A 17,270-nucleotide genomic window follows, 5' to 3' on the forward strand; every position below is an offset into this window, starting at 1 on the left:
GGGCGCCGTAGCGCCCTCGTCGGTGAGGCAGCAGGACTCAGGTCCCGGTCTGCTTCTCGCGGATCTCGGCCAGGGTCTTGCAGTCGATGCACAGGCTGGCGGTCGGACGGGCTTCCAGGCGACGGATACCGATTTCCACGCCGCAGGAGTCGCACCAGCCGTATTCGTTGTCTTCGATCAGCTGCAGCGTCTCGTCGATCTTCTTGATCAGCTTGCGCTCGCGGTCGCGGGCACGCAGTTCCAGGCTGAATTCCTCTTCCTGGGTCGCGCGGTCGGCCGGGTCTGCGAAGTTGGCCGCTTCTTCCTTCATGTGGTGCACGGTGCGATCGACTTCTTCGCGCAGTTCCTGCTTCCACTTGTTCAGAATGCCGGTGAAGTGGGCGCGCATGCGCTCACTCATGTATTCCTCACCCTTGGCAGGCTGGTAGGGTTCGTAGCCACGGGCCAGATGATTGTTCTGCTGATTTGCTTCGCTGGGCATGATTGACCCTCTCACTTTCGCTGATCCTGTCCACAGGCTGGATGCGTTTCCAGGCCTCTCCATGTTGGAACGCCCGGGGTCTGTGGCTGCCGATGGCGTCCCGCGCAATGCCGACGCCAGGCTGAATATGTTCTCGACTGGCCAGTCGCCCTGCGGATGCAAGCCGGCGAACTTACCAGAAGCTTCCAGGGGGCGCTACTACTGGCCTCCCGCTCCTTGCCGACGCGGCGGATGCCGGTCTGCGAAGCCTTGGTTAGAATCCCGCCTTCGCCACAAGTTCGGACCCCCTCCATGTCCAATTCCTACAGCGCGCGCAGCCAGGCCATCGAGCCCTTCCATGTGATGGCCCTGCTGGAGCGCGCCAACCAGCTCCAGGCCGCCGGGCATGACGTCATCCACCTGGAGATCGGCGAGCCCGATTTCACCACCGCCGCCCCGGTGGTCGCGGCCGGCCAGGCCGCGCTGGCGGCCGGTCAGACCCGCTACACCGCGGCCCGCGGCCTGCCGGAGTTGCGCCGCGCCATCGCCGCCTTCTATGGCGAGCGCTACGGCGTCGACCTGGATCCGGAACGGGTGCTGATCACCCCCGGCGGCTCGGGTGCCCTGCTGCTGGCCAGCGCCCTGCTGGTCGATCCCGGGCGTCACTGGCTGCTGGCCGATCCCGGCTATCCCTGCAATCGACACTTCCTGCGCCTGGTGGAAGGCGCGGCCCAGCTGATTCCGGTCGGCGCCGAGACCCGCTACCAGCTCACCCCCGAACTGGTCGCGCGGCACTGGCAGGCGGACAGCGTCGGCGCCCTGGTGGCCTCGCCGGCCAATCCGACCGGCACCCTGCTGGATCGCGACGAACTCGCCGGGCTGTCGGCCGCCCTCAGGGCACGTGGTGGTCACCTGGTGGTGGACGAGATCTACCACGGCCTGACCTACGGCCTTGACGCCCCCAGCGTGCTGGAGGTGGACGACTCGGCCTTCGTGCTCAACAGCTTCTCCAAGTATTTCGGCATGACCGGCTGGCGCCTCGGCTGGCTGGTGGCGCCGCGCGCCGCGGTGCCGGAGCTGGAAAAGCTGGCGCAGAATCTCTACATCAGCGCCTCCACCGTGGCCCAGCAGGCGGCCCTGGCCTGTTTCACCCCTGAGGCCATGGCCATCTTCGAGGAGCGTCGCGCCGAATTCGCCCGCCGTCGCGACTACCTGCTGCCGGCGTTGCGCAACCTGGGCTTTGAGATTGCCGTCGAGCCCCAGGGCGCCTTCTATCTCTATGCCGACATCGCCGCCTTTGGCGGCGACGCCTATGCCTTCTGCCAATTCCTGCTGGAGACCGAGCACGTGGCCATCACCCCCGGCCTGGATTTCGGTCGCCACCGTGCCGACACCCATGTGCGCTTCGCCTACACCCAGTCGCTGCCGCGCCTGGAAGAGGCCGTCGCCCGCATCGCCCAGGGATTGCAGCGCTGGAGCGCCCGGTGAGATTCGAGCCACCCCTGGAAGAGGGTCGCCTGCTGCGCCGCTACAAGCGTTTTCTCGCCGACATCGAGACCGCCAGCGGCGAGGTGCTGACCCTGCACTGCCCTAATACCGGCTCCATGCTCCACTGCCAGCCGGCGGGCGCCCGCGTCTGGTTCAGCCGCGCCAGTGGTCCCAAGCGCAAGCTGCCCGGCACCTGGGAGCTGGTCGAGACGGACCATGGCCGCCTGGCCTGCATCAATACCGCCCGTGCCAATCGCCTGGTGGAGGAGGCCTTGCTGGCCGGTGGCATTCCCGAACTGGCCGGCTTCACCGCCCTGCGCCGGGAGGTGGCCTACGGGCTGGAGAACAGTCGCGCCGATTTTCGCCTGGAGTATCCCGCGGGGCCGCTGTACCTGGAGGTCAAGAGCGTCACCCTGGGCTTTGCCGACACCGCGATCGCCGCCTTTCCCGACGCCGTGACCACCCGTGGGGCCCGCCATCTGCGCGAGCTGGCGGCCCTGGCCGCGGCCGGCGAGCGAGCCGTGCTGCTCTATTGCGTATTGCTCGACGGCATCGAGGCGGTACGCCCGGCCGCGGAAATTGATGCCGCCTATGCCCTGGCCCTGGGCGAAGCCCGTCGCCAGGGTGTGCAGGTGCTGGCTTATGGGGCACGGCTCTCGCCCGCGGGCCTGGAGCTGGACCGACCGCTGCGCCTCGCTGACTAGGCAGTCACAAAAAGCTGATCGCCCGGACAGGATCTGGCAGGCGCCTTGCTTACGGATATCGCCCATCGATCGCCGCTATCGGGCGATCCTGTCAGGAGTCTCTTGATGATCTCTGTGTTGGGCATGCTGTTGCTGGTGGCCATCGCCATCCTCTTTTCCCGCCAGCGGCGCGCCATTCGCGTGCGTACCGTGCTCGCGGCCTTTCTGTTGCAGGCGGGGCTCGGCCTGTTCGTCCTCTACATTCCCTGGGGCCAGCAGGTGCTCGGCAGCGTCTCCGGCGCCGTCTCTTCGCTGCAGCTCTATGCCGACAAGGGCATCGAGTTCCTCTTCGGCGGTCTCGCTGGACCGAAGATGTTCGAGTACTTCGGTAACGGTGGCTTCGTCTTCGCCGTGCGGGTGCTGCCCCTGATCGTCTTCTTCGGCAGCCTGATCGCGGTGCTCTACTACCTGGGCATCATGGGCTGGATCATCCGCCTGGTGGGCGGAGCGCTGCACGCCCTGCTCGGCACCAGTCGGGTGGAATCCACCACGGTCACCGCGACCCTGTTTCTCGGCCAGTCGGAAATGCCGCTGGTGGTGCGGCCCTTCATCGCCGATCTCACCCGCTCGGAGCTGTTCGCCATCATGGTTGGCGGTTTCGCCGCGGTGGCCGGTTCGGTGCTGCTGGGCTACGCCGGCATGGGCGTGGAACTCAAGTACCTGATCGCCGCCAGCTTCATGGCCGCTCCGGGCGGACTGCTGATGGCCAAGCTGATGGAGCCGGAGACCGAACAGCCGCGCGACCAAGCCATGAAGACCCTGGGGGAAGGGGAAGAGCGCCCAGCCAACGTCATAGACGCAGCCGCCGAAGGCGCCCAGGTCGGCCTGCGCATCGCCCTGGCGGTCGGTGCCATGCTGCTGGCTTTCATCGCCCTGATCGCCCTGCTCAACGGCATCCTCGGCTGGTGCGGCGCCTGGTTCGGCGTGCCGCAACTGAGCATGCAGCTGGTGCTGGGCTATCTGCTGGCGCCGGTGGCCTTCCTTATCGGGGTGCCCTGGAACGAGGCGGTACAGGCCGGTGGCTTCATCGGTCAGAAGCTGGTGCTCAACGAATTCGTCGCCTATGCCGACCTCTCGACCTATCTGGACCCGGTCAAGTCGGCAGCGGCGGGCGTCCAGCCGCTCTCGGCGCATACCCAGGTCATCGTCACCTTCGCCCTCTGCGGCTTCGCCAATCTCTCTTCCATCGCCATCCAGCTCGGCGGCCTGGGCGGCATCGCGCCCCAGCGGCGTCACGAACTGGCTCAGCTGGGCCTGCGCGCCATGCTTGGCGGCACCCTGGCCAACCTGATGAGCGCGGCCCTGGCCGGCTTCTTCATCGGCCTCTAGCTCGATGTCGATTGGACCATCCGGTCCACTTTATGGTGCACCGCTGGCCTGGGTGCGCCAAAACGTAACAGCGGATGACCGTGGCGTGCGCCTGCTTCGCCGCCACGGGTTGTCCGCGGCTTCTCAAGGCTTTCGCTCAGGAACCCTCCTCATGACGTTTTCCCGCCTCCGTCGCGTGCGCTTCGGCGCGCTACCGCTCCTGTTCTGCTGCAGCGCCCAGCTGTTGGCCGCTCCCGCCGTCACCACCGACAGCGCCCAGGGCGAGACCGCCAGTCCCGCCGCGCAACAGACGGACAATCGCTCGCCCTATCTATCGTCCTGGTACAACCAGGATCTGACTCTGATCGGCAGCAAGGACATCAGCTTCGGCCCGCAGCCCGTGGACGACGTCTATCTGGAGTACGAGTACTTCGGCCGCAAGGGGCCCTTCGAACTCTATGGCTACATCGACGTGCCCAGGGTACTGGGTATCGGCAACAGCCATGACTCCGGCGTCTGGGACCGCGGTTCGCCCCTGTTCATGGAGCACGAACCGCGTATCTCCATCGATCAGCTCAGTGGTCGCTCGCTGGCCTTCGGGCCGTTCAAGGAGTGGTACCTGGCCTTCGACTGGATCTATGACCACGGCAGCAGCCAGGCCAGTCGACAGAACACCCTCTACGCCGGCTTCGGTACCGATATCGAGACCCATACCCCGGTGCTGCTGTCCGCCAACCTCTACGGCCGCCGCCAGTGGGAAAACTATGGCGCCGCCAACGAGAATTCCTGGGACGGCTATCGGGCCCAGCTCAAGTACATCTGGCCGCTGGCCAAGTTCGACAACGGTGCCTCCCTGACCTATGTCGGCTTCACCAACTTCGATTTCGGCTCGAAGCTGGGCGACGAGCCAGGTCGTACGGCCAATGCCACCGTATCCACCAATGTGCTGCTCTATGCCTTCACCCACCTGCGCTTCATGTTCGCTGCGCGGCATTTCCACAATGGCGGCAACTGGCGCGACGGCACCGAGCTGAACTTTGGCGAGGGCGATTTCGAGGGCCGCTCCAACGGCTGGGGCTACTATGCGGGGGTGGGTTATCAATTCTGATCTGGAGACTGTCATGAGCACCAACCTGCCTGCGCACCTGGCCGCACTGCTTCCGCAAGCGGTCGCTGCGGCCGAGCGCGCCTACTGTCCGCATTCGGATTTTCCCGTGGGCGCCGCCCTGCTGACCGCCGAGGGCGAAGTCATCCATGGCTGCAACGTGGAAAACATCTCCTATGGCCTGACCAACTGCGCCGAGCGCAGCGCCCTGTTCGCCGCCATCAGCCGGGGCCTGCCGCCGCGCAGTTTCACCGCCATGGCCATCCATGCGCCGGGCGTTCCCCTGATCAGTCCCTGCGGTGCCTGTCGCCAGGTGCTGCTGGAGTTGATGGCGCCCGACGCGACCATCGTCTGCAGCGGCAGCGAACCCGGCCGTACCCGCACCTGGACCCTGGCCGAGCTGCTGCCCGGCGCCTTCGACGACTTCTAAGGAGTCCGCCCATGTGGCTTGCCCAGGAGGTGATCCGCCAGAAGCGCGATGGCCTGGAACTCACGGCTGCGGATCTCCAGCGACTGGTCCGCGGCATCGTCGAAGACAGCCTCAGCGAAGGCCAGATCGCCGCCTTCGCCATGGCCACCCTGCTGCGCGGCATGACCGCCGCCGAGCGCACCGCCCTGACCCTGGCCATGCGCGACAGCGGCCAGGTGCTGCACTGGGAGCTGCCCGGGCCGGTGGTGGACAAGCATTCCACCGGCGGCGTGGGCGATCTCACCAGCCTGGTGCTGGCGCCGCTGCTCGCCGCCTGTGGCTGCCACGTGCCGATGATCTCCGGGCGCGGCCTGGGCCACACCGGCGGCACCCTGGACAAGCTGGAGAGCATCCCCGGCTATCTCATCCGGCCTGGCCTGGCGCGCTTTCGCCAGGTGGTGGCCGAGGTGGGGTGCGCCATCGTCGGTCCGGACGCCGATCTGGCCCCGGCCGACCGCCGCCTCTATGCCATCCGCGACGTCACCGCCACGGTGGAATCGGTGGACCTGATCACCGCCTCCATCCTGGCCAAGAAACTGGCCGCCGGCCTGGACGTGCTGGTCATGGACGTCAAGACCGGCGGCGGCGCCTTCATGGCCGAGCGCGACGCGGCTCTGCGCCTGGCCGACAGTATCGTCGAGGTCGCCGAAGCCGCCGGGGTCCGGACCCGCGCCCTGGTCACCGACATGGGCCAGCCCCTGGCGCGCAGCGCCGGCAATGCCCTGGAGGTGGAGGAGGCCATCGCCCTGCTGACCGGCGAGGTGCGCAGCGAGCGCCTCTGGCAGGTGATCCAGGCGTTGGCCGGGGAAGCGCTGCAACTGGCCGGACTCGCCAGCGATGCCATGGCGGCCGAGCGCCTGGTGCTGGAGGCCTGGCAGAGCGGCGCCGCCCTGGCGCGTTTCGCGGCGATGAACCTGGCCCTGGGCGGTCCGTCCGACCTGACCGGGCGGCCCTGGCAGCATCTGCCTCGGGCCCCGGTCGTGCGCGCCGTTTATCCGGCCGGCCCGGGCTGGGTGCAGCAGGTCGATACCCGCGCCCTCGGTCTGCTGGTGGTTGAACTGGGCGGCGGGCGGCAACGTCCGGAGGATGAAGTGGATCCGGCGGTGGGTCTGGCCGGCCTGGCACTGCCCGGCGAGTGGGTCGACGCGCACCGGCCCCTGGGGGTGATCCATGCCGGCGACGCCCAGAGCGCCGCGCGGGCTGCCCAACACCTGCAGCTGGCCTATGGCCTGGGGGAGGAGCGGCCGGCCGATGCCGTGCCCGCTGTGCTGGATCGGCGCTAGCGCCGGGTTCCAGACAAAAAAAGACCCGGCAGAGCCGGGTCCAAAACCGTGATTAGCCTGATGAGGAGATAACCCGAAAGACCAACTGCTGGACCTTCAGTTATCGACCGGTCTCGCGACCGGCTGAGTTGAATAATAACAATTCTCATTCCATCGTCAAGCGTATTCGAGAACATTTCTTAATTACCGCTGGAAGGTCGCTCTTGGGCACCGCGCAGGCGGGTGACCTCCTTGTTCAGGGTGTCGATATGGCGCGCCATGTTCTCGATCAGGCTGTGGGCGATGCGCGGGGTGGTCTCCATCAGGGAAACGAACTGATCCTGGGGGATCACCAGCACGGTGCAGACGGTCTTGGCGATGACGCTGGCGGTACGAGGCGTATGGGTGAACACCGCCAGGGCGCCGACGATCTCGTCCTGGCAGACCTCGCCGACCTTGCAGCCATCGACCCAGGCCTCGGCATGGCCTTCGGTGATGACGAAGACATGCTCGGCGGAATCGCCCTGACGGATGATGACCTCGCCGGCGGCATAGCGACGAAAGCCGGTGGCCGGCTGGGTGACCGGCGGCTTGAGCCGGATCAGCGCCTGGGCCAGCAGCGATTGTTGACCCAGCATGTACCTCAGCAGGGCATCGCGCTGGACCGGCGTGGCGGTGGCCGCCGCGAGAAAGGTCTCGCGGTCGTAGGGCAGCACCCGCACGTCGGCCTCGCTCTCGTAGTTGAGGGTCGGCAGATCCAGAGTGCGCCCCAGGCCGATCAGGTCGCCCTCGCCGAGCTGGAACAGCGCCCGCTGATCCAGGACCACCCGCAGCGGGCCACGCTGGATCAGATAGACCTCGTCATTGCGCATCCAGTCCTGCAGCAGGGCGGCGGGACTCAGCTGCAGGGGCTGCCGACTCGGCGCCACACCACTGACCAGTCGCGCCGGAATGGCCTGCAGCGCCTGACGCAACTGATCGACATAGGGAGGCTGATCGCCGATGAGGTACATGGTGCCAATTCCTTCTTGTTACGCAGAGGCTGTGACGTGGGTCGCACGATAAGCCGCTCGTCGGCGACCGTAAATCCACAACTCCACGAGCTGTGACGGAACGCTTGTTCTGCCCCCCAGGAGGTCGTGGTCAGGCCGGGGCGCGACCCAGGCGGCGCAGCAGGCGAGCCGGCAGGGCCTCCAACTGTCCGGCGCGACCCAGCTCCACCACCAGCGCCCGATCCTGCTCGGCGGGTTCGAGCGGATCCTGGGCCTGGCGCTGGGCTGCCACCACCGCGAGGGTGGCTTCGGAAGGATCGGTCCCCTCGGCCTGGCGCTCCTGCAGCCAGCGGGCGATGAGTTCGTCGTCCGCCTGGCAGTCGATGATCAGCAGGGGCGCGGCCTGGGCTTCGGCCAGGGCCTGGGCCGCGGCGCGCTGGGCCTGCTTGAGGTAGGTGGCGTCGAGTACCAGCGGATAACCGGCCGCCAGTACCTGGGCGCCGATCTCGTGCAGGCGCGCATAGGTGGCTTCGCCGGCTGCGGCGCTGTAGCGGGTGGCCTCGTCGCTGTCGGCATAGAGGCGCTGGCGCTCGACATCGGATCTCAGGCGAATGGCGCCGAGCGCCTCGACCAGGGCCAGGGCCACGGTGCTCTTGCCGATCCCCGACACCCCGTGCATCACCGCCGCGAAGGGCTGGGGCACCTGGGTATAGCCTTCGGCCAGGGCCGTGTAGCTGCGATAACTGGCAAGGATCTCGGCCCGCAGCGCCGGCTCCTCGGCCTGGCCGAGGCGGAAGAGGGCGATCTTGGCGCGCACCATGGCGCGATAGGCCTTGTAGAAGTCGAGCAGGGCGAGGCCGCTGTAGTCGCCGGTGGCCTCGAAGTAGGCATTGACGAATCTGTTGCTCAGGGTCTTGAGGCCGCGGTCTTCCAGGTCCATGGCCAGGAAGCCGGCATCGCCCATGGTGTCGGTCAGGCGGAAGGGCTCGTTGAATTCGATGCAGTCGAACAGCACCACCTCGCCGTCGAGCAGGGTGGCGTTGGCCAGGTGGATGTCGCCATGGCATTCGCGGATGAAGCCGTCACGGCAACGCGCCTCGAACAGCGGCAGCAGGCGCGCGTAGCTGGCTTCGGCCCAGGCTTCCAGCTGGTCGAGCTGTCGGAGATCGGCCGCTTCGCCGAGCATGGCGCGGATCTGCTCGAAATTCTGCCGCACCGGCGCCATGGCGGCGTCCGGGGTGCACAGCGGATGCTCGGTCCCTACCTGGGGTGCGGCCAGGTGGAAGCGGGCGATCTGTGCAGCCAGGGCGTCGATGTGCGCCTCGGTCAGCTCGCCGCGCTGCTGCACCTCGCTGAGCAGCTGGCTCTGGGGGAATTCGCGCATGCGCAGGGCGTATTCGATCACCAGACCGCTGCCGCCCAGCTCGGGAGCGCTTTCGCTGCCGGTGATGGCCACCACGTCCTGGTAGAGATCGCAGGTCAGGCGCTGGTTGAGGCGCAGTTCCTCGCGGCAGAAGTGGCCGCGGGCCTCCAGGTCGGTGAAGTCGAGGAAACCGAAATTCACCGGCTTCTTGATCTTGTAGGCGACCTCGCCAGTCAGCACGACCCAGGAAATATGGGTTTCGACGACCCGGAACGCCGAGGTGGGATGGGGATAGAGCGCCGGGTTCTGCAGGGCGGAAATCAGGAGCTGGCTCACGGGCGGTCCTTGTAGGGAATGGATGGCGGCATTATCGCTGCCAGGGCGGTCCACGCAAGCCGCGACACCGGGAAGGGGCGTCCTTGAACCCCAGCTGACGAAGCGCTGGCAGGCCGCTGTCGGCCACCGGGCAAGTGCGTATAATGCGCCGCCATGAAGCGACCCCGATCCTCTCGTTCCCGCAAGCGCAAGACCTTTGACTGGCGCCGCCTGTCCGGCTGGGCAGTCAAGCTTGGTCTGGTCGCGCTGGTAGCCCTGGCTGGCGTATGCATCTATCTGGATGCCGTGGTCCAGGAAAAATTCTCTGGCAAGCGCTGGACCATTCCGGCCAAGGTCTATGCCCGGCCGCTGGAATTGTTCAATGGCGTCAAGCTCAGCCGTGACGACTTCCTCACCGAACTCGATGCCCTCGGCTATCGCCGCGAGAAGACCGTGGACGGCCCTGGCAGCGTCTCCGTGGGCGCCTCCACGGTCGAGCTGAACACCCGCGGCTTCCAGTTCTACGAAGGCGTCGAGCCGGCGCGGGCGATCCGTGTGCGCTTCGCCGGCGGCACCGTCTCCGGCGTCAGCGCCCTGGATGGCAGCAATCTGGCCGTGGCCCGCCTGGAACCGCTGATGATCGGCGGCATCTATCCGGCACATAACGAGGATCGCATCCTCATCAAGCTCGACCAGGCGCCGCCGCACCTGGTCGATGGCCTGGTGGCCGTCGAGGACCGCGAGTTCTGGCATCACCACGGCGTCTCGCCCAAGTCCATCGCCCGGGCGGTCTGGGTCAACGCCACCAGCGGCCAGGTGCGCCAGGGTGGCAGCACCCTGACCCAGCAGCTGGTCAAGAACTTCTACCTCACCAACGAGCGCAGCATCACCCGCAAGGGCACCGAAGCCCTGATGGCGCTGCTGCTGGAGCTGCACTACAGCAAGCAGGAGATCCTCGAGGCCTACCTCAACGAGGTGTTCCTCGGTCAGGACGGCTCGCGCGCCATCCACGGCTTCGGTCTGGCCGCCCAGTACTTCTTCGGCCAGCCCTTCAGCGAGCTGAAACTGCATCAGGTCGCCCTGCTGGTCGGTCTGGTGAAGGGCCCGTCCTACTACAACCCGCGCCGTTACCCCGAGCGCGCCATGACCCGCCGCAACCTGGTGCTCGACCTCATGGCCGAGCAGGGCGTGGTCAGCGCCACCGAGGCGGAAGCGGCCAAGGCTCGGCCGCTGGGCATCACCAAGGCCGGCAGCCTGACCAACAGTTCCTTCCCGGCCTTCGTCGACCTGGTCAAGCGCCAGCTCAAGCAGGACTACCGCGACGAAGACCTCACCGAAGAAGGGCTGCGCATCTTCACCAGCTTCGACCCCATCCTGCAGACCAAGGCCGAAGCCGCCATGGGCGAGACCATGAAGCGCATCGACGGCCGCAAGGGTGCGGAAAACGTCGAGTCGGCCATGGTGGTGACCAATCCGGAAACCGGTGAGGTCCAGGCGCTGCTGGGTGGCCGCGATCCGCGCTTCGCCGGCTACAACCGCGCCCTCGACGCGGTGCGCCAGGTCGGCTCGCTGATCAAGCCGGCGGTCTATCTCACCGCCCTCGAGCGCCCCAGCAAGTACACCCTGACCACCCTGATCCAGGATGAGCCCTTCTCGGTGAAGGGCGCCGATGGCCAGGTCTGGCGGCCGCAGAACTACGAGCACAAGGCGCACGGCACCATCTTCCTCTATCAGGGGCTGGCGCATTCCTACAACTTGTCCACCGCGCGCCTGGGCCTGGACCTCGGGGTCCCCGAGGTGCTCAAGACCGTCGCGCGCCTGGGCGTGAGTCGCGCCCTGCCGCCCTATCCGGCGACCCTGCTCGGCGCCGGTGCCCTGACGCCCATGGAAGTGGCGACCATGTACCAGACGCTGGCCAACGGCGGCTTCAACACGCCGCTGCGCAGCATCCGCAGTGTGCTCGACGCCAATGGCGAGCCGCTCAAGCGCTATCCCTTCCAGATCGAGCAGCGCTTCGATACCGGCGCCATCTACCTGGTGCAGTACGCCATGCAGCGCGTCATGCGCGAGGGTACCGGGCGCTCGGTCTACAACCAGATCCCCACCAGCGTGAACCTGGCGGGCAAGACCGGCACCACCAACGATTCCCGCGACAGCTGGTTCTCCGGCTTCAGCCAGGATCTGCTGGCGGTGGTCTGGCTGGGTCGCGACGACAACGGTAAGACACCCCTGACCGGTGCCACCGGCGCCCTGCAGGTCTGGAGCAACTTCATGCGTCGCGCCGATCCGGTCTCCCTGGACATGCCGGTACCGGACAACATCACCCAGGCCTGGGTCGATGCCACCACCGGGCGCGGCACGGATCCCTCGTGTCCCAACGCCGTGCAGATGCCTTATATTCGCGGCAGTGAGCCGCCACCGGGCGCCTCCTGTGGCGCGCCGGCCGCACCCGCTGCCGGCGGCAACGGCAACGGCGGCAATCCGGTCATGGATTGGGTCAAGGGTTGGTTGAATTGAGAGGTCCCAAGGTGACGAAAGCAGTCTGGCCGGTGATGATCGCCGGTGTTCTCCTCGCCGGTTGCGCCGCGCCGCAGCGTGGCGCCATCCCCGTGGTCGATTCCGGTGGTCCGGTGTCCAACGGCGAACTCTATCGCCAGGGCAACAACCGGCCCCTGCCGGCGCAACGTCAGGCCCCCGTGGCCGCCGCGCCCAGCGCGCCGGCCGATTCCGGGGTGACCGTCATGGTGCCGGGCGGTAGCTCCGCGCCGCTGGAAACCTATGCCGCACCGGCGGCCTCGGCGCCGCTGATCACCTCGTCCAGCCCCAGCGCACCGCCTGCCCAGGCGCCGGTGCAGCCGAGCTATTCGCAGCCGGTCTATCCGCCTGCCACCCCGGGCGGCTCCGCGGCTGCCAGTACGGCGCCGACCGGCATTCCCGCCACCAGCAATTCCAGTGGTGGTGGCCTGGCTGCCGACGAACAACTCGACGGTCCGGTGCTGGCCCTGCTGACCACCGCCCAGCAACAGCAGAGCGGCGGCGATCTCAACGGCGCCTCCTCGAGCCTGGAACGCGCTCAGCGCATCGCCCCGCGCGAGCCCCAGGTGCTCTATCGCCTGGCCCAGGTGCGCCTGGCGCAGAACGATCCGGCCCAGGGCGAGCAACTGGCCCGGCGCGCCCTGACCTACGCCAATGGCCGCCCGGCCCTGCAGGCCAGTCTCTGGCAACTGATCGCCCAGGCCCGCGAGGCCCAGGGCGATGCCTCCGGCGCCGCCCTGGCCCGGCAGAAGGCGCAGGTGGGTACCTGATGGACGAGCGCCTGCCCGCCCTGACCGATCAGCTGCTGCAGATCGAGCGTGAATTGCGCCTGCTCGGCTGGTGGTCGGCGCAGGCGCCCAGCGCAGAAGCCCTGGCCAGCCAGGAGCCCTTCTGCGTTGATACCCTGAGTTTCGCCCAGTGGCTGCAGTGGATCTTCGTGCCGCGGATGAAGCTGATCATCGAGAGCGATGCGGCCCTGCCGGCGCGCTCTGGCATCCGGCCGATGGCCGAGATGGTCTACCAGGGCAATCTCGACCCCGTCCTGCCCCTGCTTGCGTCCCTGGCCGAATTCGACCGCATCATCGAAAGCGCCTGAGTTACTTGCCGCAGTTCTGCTCGATGGACAGCTGGGTCTCGGCCAGCCGCTGCTGACGTTCCTCTTCACTCAGCCGCCGCGTCTCGCCCCGCCCGGACTGCACCAGGATGCGCGGATTGTTGCGCAGTTGCGCCAGATTCTGGCGCGCCTGATCGCACTGCTCCTTGAGCTTGTTCTGCTCCTCGCGCACCTGCGCCTTCACCCGGCGATCCAGTTCCTGCTGCTGGGCATCATTGGACACCGATGGCTGCTGGGCACCGTTGGGCATCTTGTAGGTGGGTGCAGTGCCACTGCCATTGATCTGCGGCGCCGTCTTCACGTCCACCTCGTTGGCCTTCTGGCCCTCGGGCGGCTGGGCACTGAAGTGGGTGACACCCTTGTCATCGGTCCACTTGTAGACCTGCGCGGCCTGGGCGGACAGGCTGCAGGCGAAAGCCAGGGCGGAAAGCCAGAAGATCGAGCGCATGGGAATCCTGGAAGGGGAGAGGACAGGACTTCACTATAAGAGGAGACGTCGACCTTTTCATCACGACTGATCGCCGACGACCGATTGCGCCCGGTTGCACCTTTCGGCTTGACTTGCACGGGTCGAATGCGAACAATCCAAAGTTCGCTGTAGCGAGTCGGCCCAAAGCTGACTGCTCGGCAGACCATGAGGTGCCTACCCGCGCCGCCACAGTCAAATACCCTGCACCGCGTTACCTCGCGTCGGGTGGAAGCTCCAGCATTCATCGGAATCTTCCAACAAGGCTTTCTAGGCAGCTGAATCGTCGGTGACCACCGTCGCCCATGCTCTGCCTTGCAGTCAACCGAACCTTGAGCGTCCACCGATGGGCGCTCGCCATGCGTGGAATGAGGTGATACGTGGAGCTATTAACTGGCGCTGAGATGGTCGTCCGCTTCTTGCGCGACGAGGGCGTGAAACACATCTACGGGTACCCGGGCGGTGCCCTGCTGCACATCTACGACGCCCTGTTCAAGGAACCGGCGCTCAACCACATCCTGGTTCGTCACGAGCAGGCCGCCACCCACATGGCCGACGGCTATGCCCGCGCCACCGGCAAGGCCGGCGTGGTCCTGGTGACCTCCGGCCCCGGCGCGACCAATGCCATCACCGGCATCGCCACCGCCTACATGGACTCCATCCCCATGGTGGTCCTGTCCGGCCAGGTGCCGAGCAACATGGTGGGCACCGACGCCTTCCAGGAAACCGACATGGTCGGCATCTCCCGGCCGATCGTGAAGCACAGCTTCATCATCAAGCACCCCTCCGAGATCCCCGAAGTCCTCAAGAAGGCCTTCTACCTCGCCGAGTCCGGGCGTCCTGGTCCGGTGGTGGTCGACATCCCCAAGGACATGGGCGATCCGACCAAGAAATACGAATACGTCTATCCGAAGAAGATCAAGCTGCGCTCCTACAATCCGGCGCAGCGCGGTCATTCCGGGCAGATCCGCAAGGCCGTCGAGATGCTGGTGGCGGCCAAGCGCCCCATCCTCTATGCCGGTGGTGGCGTCATTCTCGGTGGTGCCTCCGCGGCCCTCACCGAGCTGGCGCGCCTGCTCAACCTGCCGGTCACTAATACCCTGATGGGTCTGGGCGCCTACCCGGGCAGCGATCGCCAGTTCCTCGGCATGCTCGGCATGCACGGCAGCTACCAGGCCAACCTGGCCATGCACCACAGCGATGTCATCCTCGCCGTGGGTGCGCGCTTCGATGACCGCGTCATCAACGGTGCCACGCGCTTCTGCCCGAACGCCAAGATCATTCACGTCGACATCGACCCGGCCTCGATCTCCAAGACCATCAAGGCCGACGTGCCCATCGTCGGTCCGGTCGACAGCGTCCTCGCCGAGATGGTCGCCGTGGTCCGCGAACTGAGCGAGAAGCCCCGTGCCGAAAACCAGGCCGCCTGGTGGAAGCAGATCGAGGAATGGCGCGGCGGTCGCGAGATGTTCCCCTACGACAAGGGCGACGGCAGCATCATCAAGCCGCAGACCGTCATCGAGACCCTGTACGACGTCACCGCGGGCGATGCCTACATCACCTCCGACGTGGGTCAGCACCAGATGTTCGCTGCCCAGTACTACCGCTACGACAAGCCCAATCGCTGGATCAACTCCGGCGGCCTCGGCACCATGGGCTTCGGCTTCCCGGCGGCCATGGGCGTCAAGCTCAACTTCCCGGACGCCGACGTCGCCTGCGTCACCGGTGAAGGCAGCGTGCAGATGAACATCCAGGAGCTCTCCACCTGCATGCAGTACGACCTGCCGGTGAAGATCGTCTGCCTCAACAATGGTGCCCTGGGCATGGTCCGCCAGTGGCAGGACATGCAGTACAGCAGCCGCTACTCCCACTCCTACATGGAATCCCTGCCGGACTTCGTCAAGCTGGCCGAGGCCTATGGCCACGTCGGCATGCGCATCGAGCGTCTGGAAGACCTCAAGCCGATGATGGCCGAGGCCTTCGCCATGAAGAATCGCCTGGTCTTCCTCGACATCGCCGTGGACAACACCGAACACGTCTACCCGATGCAGATCAAGGATGGCGCGATGCGCGACATGTGGCTGAGCAAGACGGAGCGGACCTGAACATGAGACACATCATCTCCCTGCTGCTGGAAAACGAGCCCGGCGCCCTGTCCCGCGTGGTCGGCCTGTTTTCCCAGCGCAACTACAACATCGAAAGCCTCACGGTTGCCGCGACCGAGGATCCGACCCTGTCGCGCCTGACCCTGACCACCATCGGCCAGGAAGAGACGGTCGAGCAGATCACCAAGAACCTCAACAAGCTCATCGAGGTGGTGAAACTGGTCAACCTGTCCGAGAGTGCCCACATCGAGCGCGAACTCCTGCTGATCAAGGTCAAGGCCACCGGCGCCCAGCGCGCCGAGGTCAAGCGCACCACCGATATCTTTCGCGGCCAGATCGTCGATGTCGGCAGCAGCGTGTATACCATTCAGCTGGCGGGCACCAGCGAGAAGATCGACAGCTTCATCCAGGCGATCGGCGCCGCGTCCATCCTCGAGGTGGTGCGTAGCGGCGTGACCGGAATTTCCCGTGGCGACAAAGCCCTGAGCATCTGATACCCCCTTTTCCAGGAGAACCTGCAATGCGCGTTTACTACGACAAAGACTGTGACCTTTCCATCATCCAGGGCAAGAAGGTCGCCATCATCGGCTACGGCTCCCAGGGCCACGCCCACGCCTGCAACCTGAAGGACTCCGGCGTCGACGTCGTCGTCGGTCTGCGCAGTGGCTCGGCCACCGTGGCCAAGGCCGAAGCCCATGGCCTGACCGTCAAGCCGGTCAAGGACGCCGTCGCCTCCGCTGACGTGGTCATGATCCTGACCCCCGACGAATTCCAGTCCAAGCTGTACAAGGACGAGATCGAGCCGAACCTGAAGCAGGGCGCCACCCTGGCCTTCGCCCACGGTTTCGCCATCCACTACAACCAGGTCGTGCCCCGTGCTGACCTGGACGTCATCATGATCGCTCCCAAGGCCCCGGGTCACACCGTGCGCTCCGAGTTCGTCAAGGGCGGCGGCATCCCTGATCTGGTCGCCGTCCACCAGGACGCTTCCGGCAATGCCAAGAACGTCGCCCTGTCCTACGCCTGCGGCGTCGGCGGCGGCCGTACCGGCATCATCGAAACCACCTTCAAGGACGAGACCGAAACCGACCTGTTCGGCGAGCAGGCCGTGCTGTGCGGTGGTGCGGTCGAGCTGGTCAAGGCCGGTTTCGAAACCCTGGTCGAAGCCGGCTACGCGCCGGAAATGGCCTACTTCGAGTGCCTGCACGAACTCAAGCTGATCGTTGACCTCATGTACGAAGGCGGTATCGCCAACATGAACTACTCGATCTCCAACAACGCCGAGTACGGCGAGTACGTGACCGGCCCCGAGGTCATCAACGCCGAGTCGCGCGCAGCCATGAAGAATGCGCTCAAGCGCATCCAGAACGGCGAATACGCCAAGATGTTCGTGGCCGAGGGCGCGTCCAACTACGCTTCCATGACCGCCTACCGTCGCAACAACGCGGCTCACCCGATCGAGCAGGTCGGCGAGAAGCTGCGGGCGATGATGCCCTGGATCGCGTCGAACAAGATCGTCGACAAGACCAAGAACTGATCGGACAG

At 66.3% G+C, this 17,270-nt stretch carries 16 protein-coding genes; 12 read left to right on the forward strand and 4 right to left on the reverse strand.

Annotation, left to right across the window (positions count from 1 at the left end; genetic code table 11):
* Positions 1-37: 37 nt before the first annotated feature.
* Positions 38-481 (reverse strand): RNA polymerase-binding protein DksA, encoded by a 444-nt coding sequence (dksA, locus tag QKY98_RS07215; protein ID WP_007159704.1) that lies wholly within the window; start codon positions 479-481, stop codon positions 38-40.
* A gap of 291 nt (positions 482-772) precedes the next feature.
* On the opposite strand from dksA, the gene QKY98_RS07220 reads away from it, so the two are divergent.
* The 6 genes from QKY98_RS07220 to deoA all read left to right on the forward strand — a co-directional run bounded on the left by QKY98_RS07220 (position 773) and on the right by deoA (position 6,856).
* Positions 773-1,948 carry a pyridoxal phosphate-dependent aminotransferase gene (locus tag QKY98_RS07220; RefSeq protein WP_042138296.1) on the forward strand — a complete coding sequence of 392 codons (1,176 nt, stop codon included), beginning with the start codon at positions 773-775 and terminating at the stop codon, positions 1,946-1,948.
* On the forward strand, positions 1,945-2,652 hold the full coding sequence (gene sfsA / locus QKY98_RS07225) for a DNA/RNA nuclease SfsA (RefSeq protein ID WP_144954271.1): 708 nt from the start codon (positions 1,945-1,947) through the stop codon (positions 2,650-2,652). Before QKY98_RS07220 ends, sfsA begins: the two co-directional genes overlap by 4 nt.
* A gap of 105 nt (positions 2,653-2,757) precedes the next feature.
* Positions 2,758-4,020: a NupC/NupG family nucleoside CNT transporter gene (locus tag QKY98_RS07230; RefSeq protein ID WP_007159701.1), complete on the forward strand. Its 1,263-nt coding sequence runs from the start codon at positions 2,758-2,760 to the stop codon at positions 4,018-4,020.
* Positions 4,021-4,171: 151 nt separating this feature from the next.
* On the forward strand, positions 4,172-5,107 hold the full coding sequence (locus QKY98_RS07235; RefSeq protein WP_186380401.1) for a nucleoside-specific channel-forming protein Tsx: 936 nt from the start codon (positions 4,172-4,174) through the stop codon (positions 5,105-5,107).
* A gap of 13 nt (positions 5,108-5,120) precedes the next feature.
* Complete coding sequence (locus tag QKY98_RS07240) at positions 5,121-5,534, forward strand: cytidine deaminase (RefSeq protein WP_284670577.1); 414 nt, start codon at positions 5,121-5,123, stop codon at positions 5,532-5,534.
* An 11-nt stretch (positions 5,535-5,545) separates the two neighbouring features.
* On the forward strand, positions 5,546-6,856 hold the full coding sequence (gene deoA, locus QKY98_RS07245; RefSeq protein WP_284670578.1) for a thymidine phosphorylase: 1,311 nt from the start codon (positions 5,546-5,548) through the stop codon (positions 6,854-6,856).
* Between the two features lie 179 nt (positions 6,857-7,035).
* On the opposite strand, the gene QKY98_RS07250 is transcribed toward deoA, so the two are convergent.
* Complete coding sequence (locus QKY98_RS07250; protein WP_058792011.1) at positions 7,036-7,848, reverse strand: cyclic nucleotide-binding domain-containing protein; 813 nt, start codon at positions 7,846-7,848, stop codon at positions 7,036-7,038.
* A gap of 130 nt (positions 7,849-7,978) precedes the next feature.
* Complete coding sequence (locus tag QKY98_RS07255) at positions 7,979-9,526, reverse strand: bifunctional aminoglycoside phosphotransferase/ATP-binding protein (RefSeq protein ID WP_284670579.1); 1,548 nt, start codon at positions 9,524-9,526, stop codon at positions 7,979-7,981.
* A 153-nt stretch (positions 9,527-9,679) separates the two neighbouring features.
* Between QKY98_RS07255 and mrcB the strand changes: the two genes are divergently transcribed.
* The 3 genes from mrcB to QKY98_RS07270 are packed head-to-tail and all read left to right on the forward strand — an operon-like array spanning position 9,680 to position 13,136.
* Positions 9,680-12,022 carry a penicillin-binding protein 1B gene (mrcB, locus tag QKY98_RS07260; RefSeq protein WP_027597550.1) on the forward strand — a complete coding sequence of 781 codons (2,343 nt, stop codon included), beginning with the start codon at positions 9,680-9,682 and terminating at the stop codon, positions 12,020-12,022.
* A gap of 35 nt (positions 12,023-12,057) precedes the next feature.
* Entirely contained in the window at positions 12,058-12,810 is a 753-nt protein-coding gene (locus QKY98_RS07265) for a tetratricopeptide repeat protein (RefSeq protein WP_037007511.1), read from the forward strand.
* Complete coding sequence (locus tag QKY98_RS07270; RefSeq protein ID WP_284670580.1) at positions 12,810-13,136, forward strand: YqcC family protein; 327 nt, start codon at positions 12,810-12,812, stop codon at positions 13,134-13,136. The genes QKY98_RS07265 and QKY98_RS07270 overlap by 1 nt, the downstream gene beginning before the upstream one ends.
* Before the next feature lies 1 nt (position 13,137).
* On the opposite strand, the gene QKY98_RS07275 is transcribed toward QKY98_RS07270, so the two are convergent.
* Entirely contained in the window at positions 13,138-13,602 is a 465-nt protein-coding gene (locus tag QKY98_RS07275; protein WP_007159692.1) for a DUF4124 domain-containing protein, read from the reverse strand.
* A gap of 398 nt (positions 13,603-14,000) precedes the next feature.
* On the opposite strand from QKY98_RS07275, the gene QKY98_RS07280 reads away from it, so the two are divergent.
* The 3 genes from QKY98_RS07280 to ilvC are packed head-to-tail and all read left to right on the forward strand — an operon-like array spanning position 14,001 to position 17,262.
* Positions 14,001-15,725, forward strand: a complete 1,725-nt coding sequence (locus QKY98_RS07280) for an acetolactate synthase 3 large subunit (RefSeq protein WP_027597553.1) — start codon at positions 14,001-14,003, stop codon at positions 15,723-15,725.
* Positions 15,726-15,727: 2 nt separating this feature from the next.
* On the forward strand, positions 15,728-16,219 hold the full coding sequence (ilvN, locus tag QKY98_RS07285; RefSeq protein ID WP_007159690.1) for an acetolactate synthase small subunit: 492 nt from the start codon (positions 15,728-15,730) through the stop codon (positions 16,217-16,219).
* 26 nt (positions 16,220-16,245) lie between these two features.
* Entirely contained in the window at positions 16,246-17,262 is a 1,017-nt protein-coding gene (ilvC, locus tag QKY98_RS07290; protein ID WP_007159689.1) for a ketol-acid reductoisomerase, read from the forward strand.
* The last annotated feature ends 8 nt before the right edge of the window (positions 17,263-17,270 follow it).

This window comes from Pseudomonas sp. HR1, assembly GCF_030175875.1.
Taxonomy (GTDB): domain Bacteria; phylum Pseudomonadota; class Gammaproteobacteria; order Pseudomonadales; family Pseudomonadaceae; genus Chryseomonas; species Chryseomonas oryzihabitans.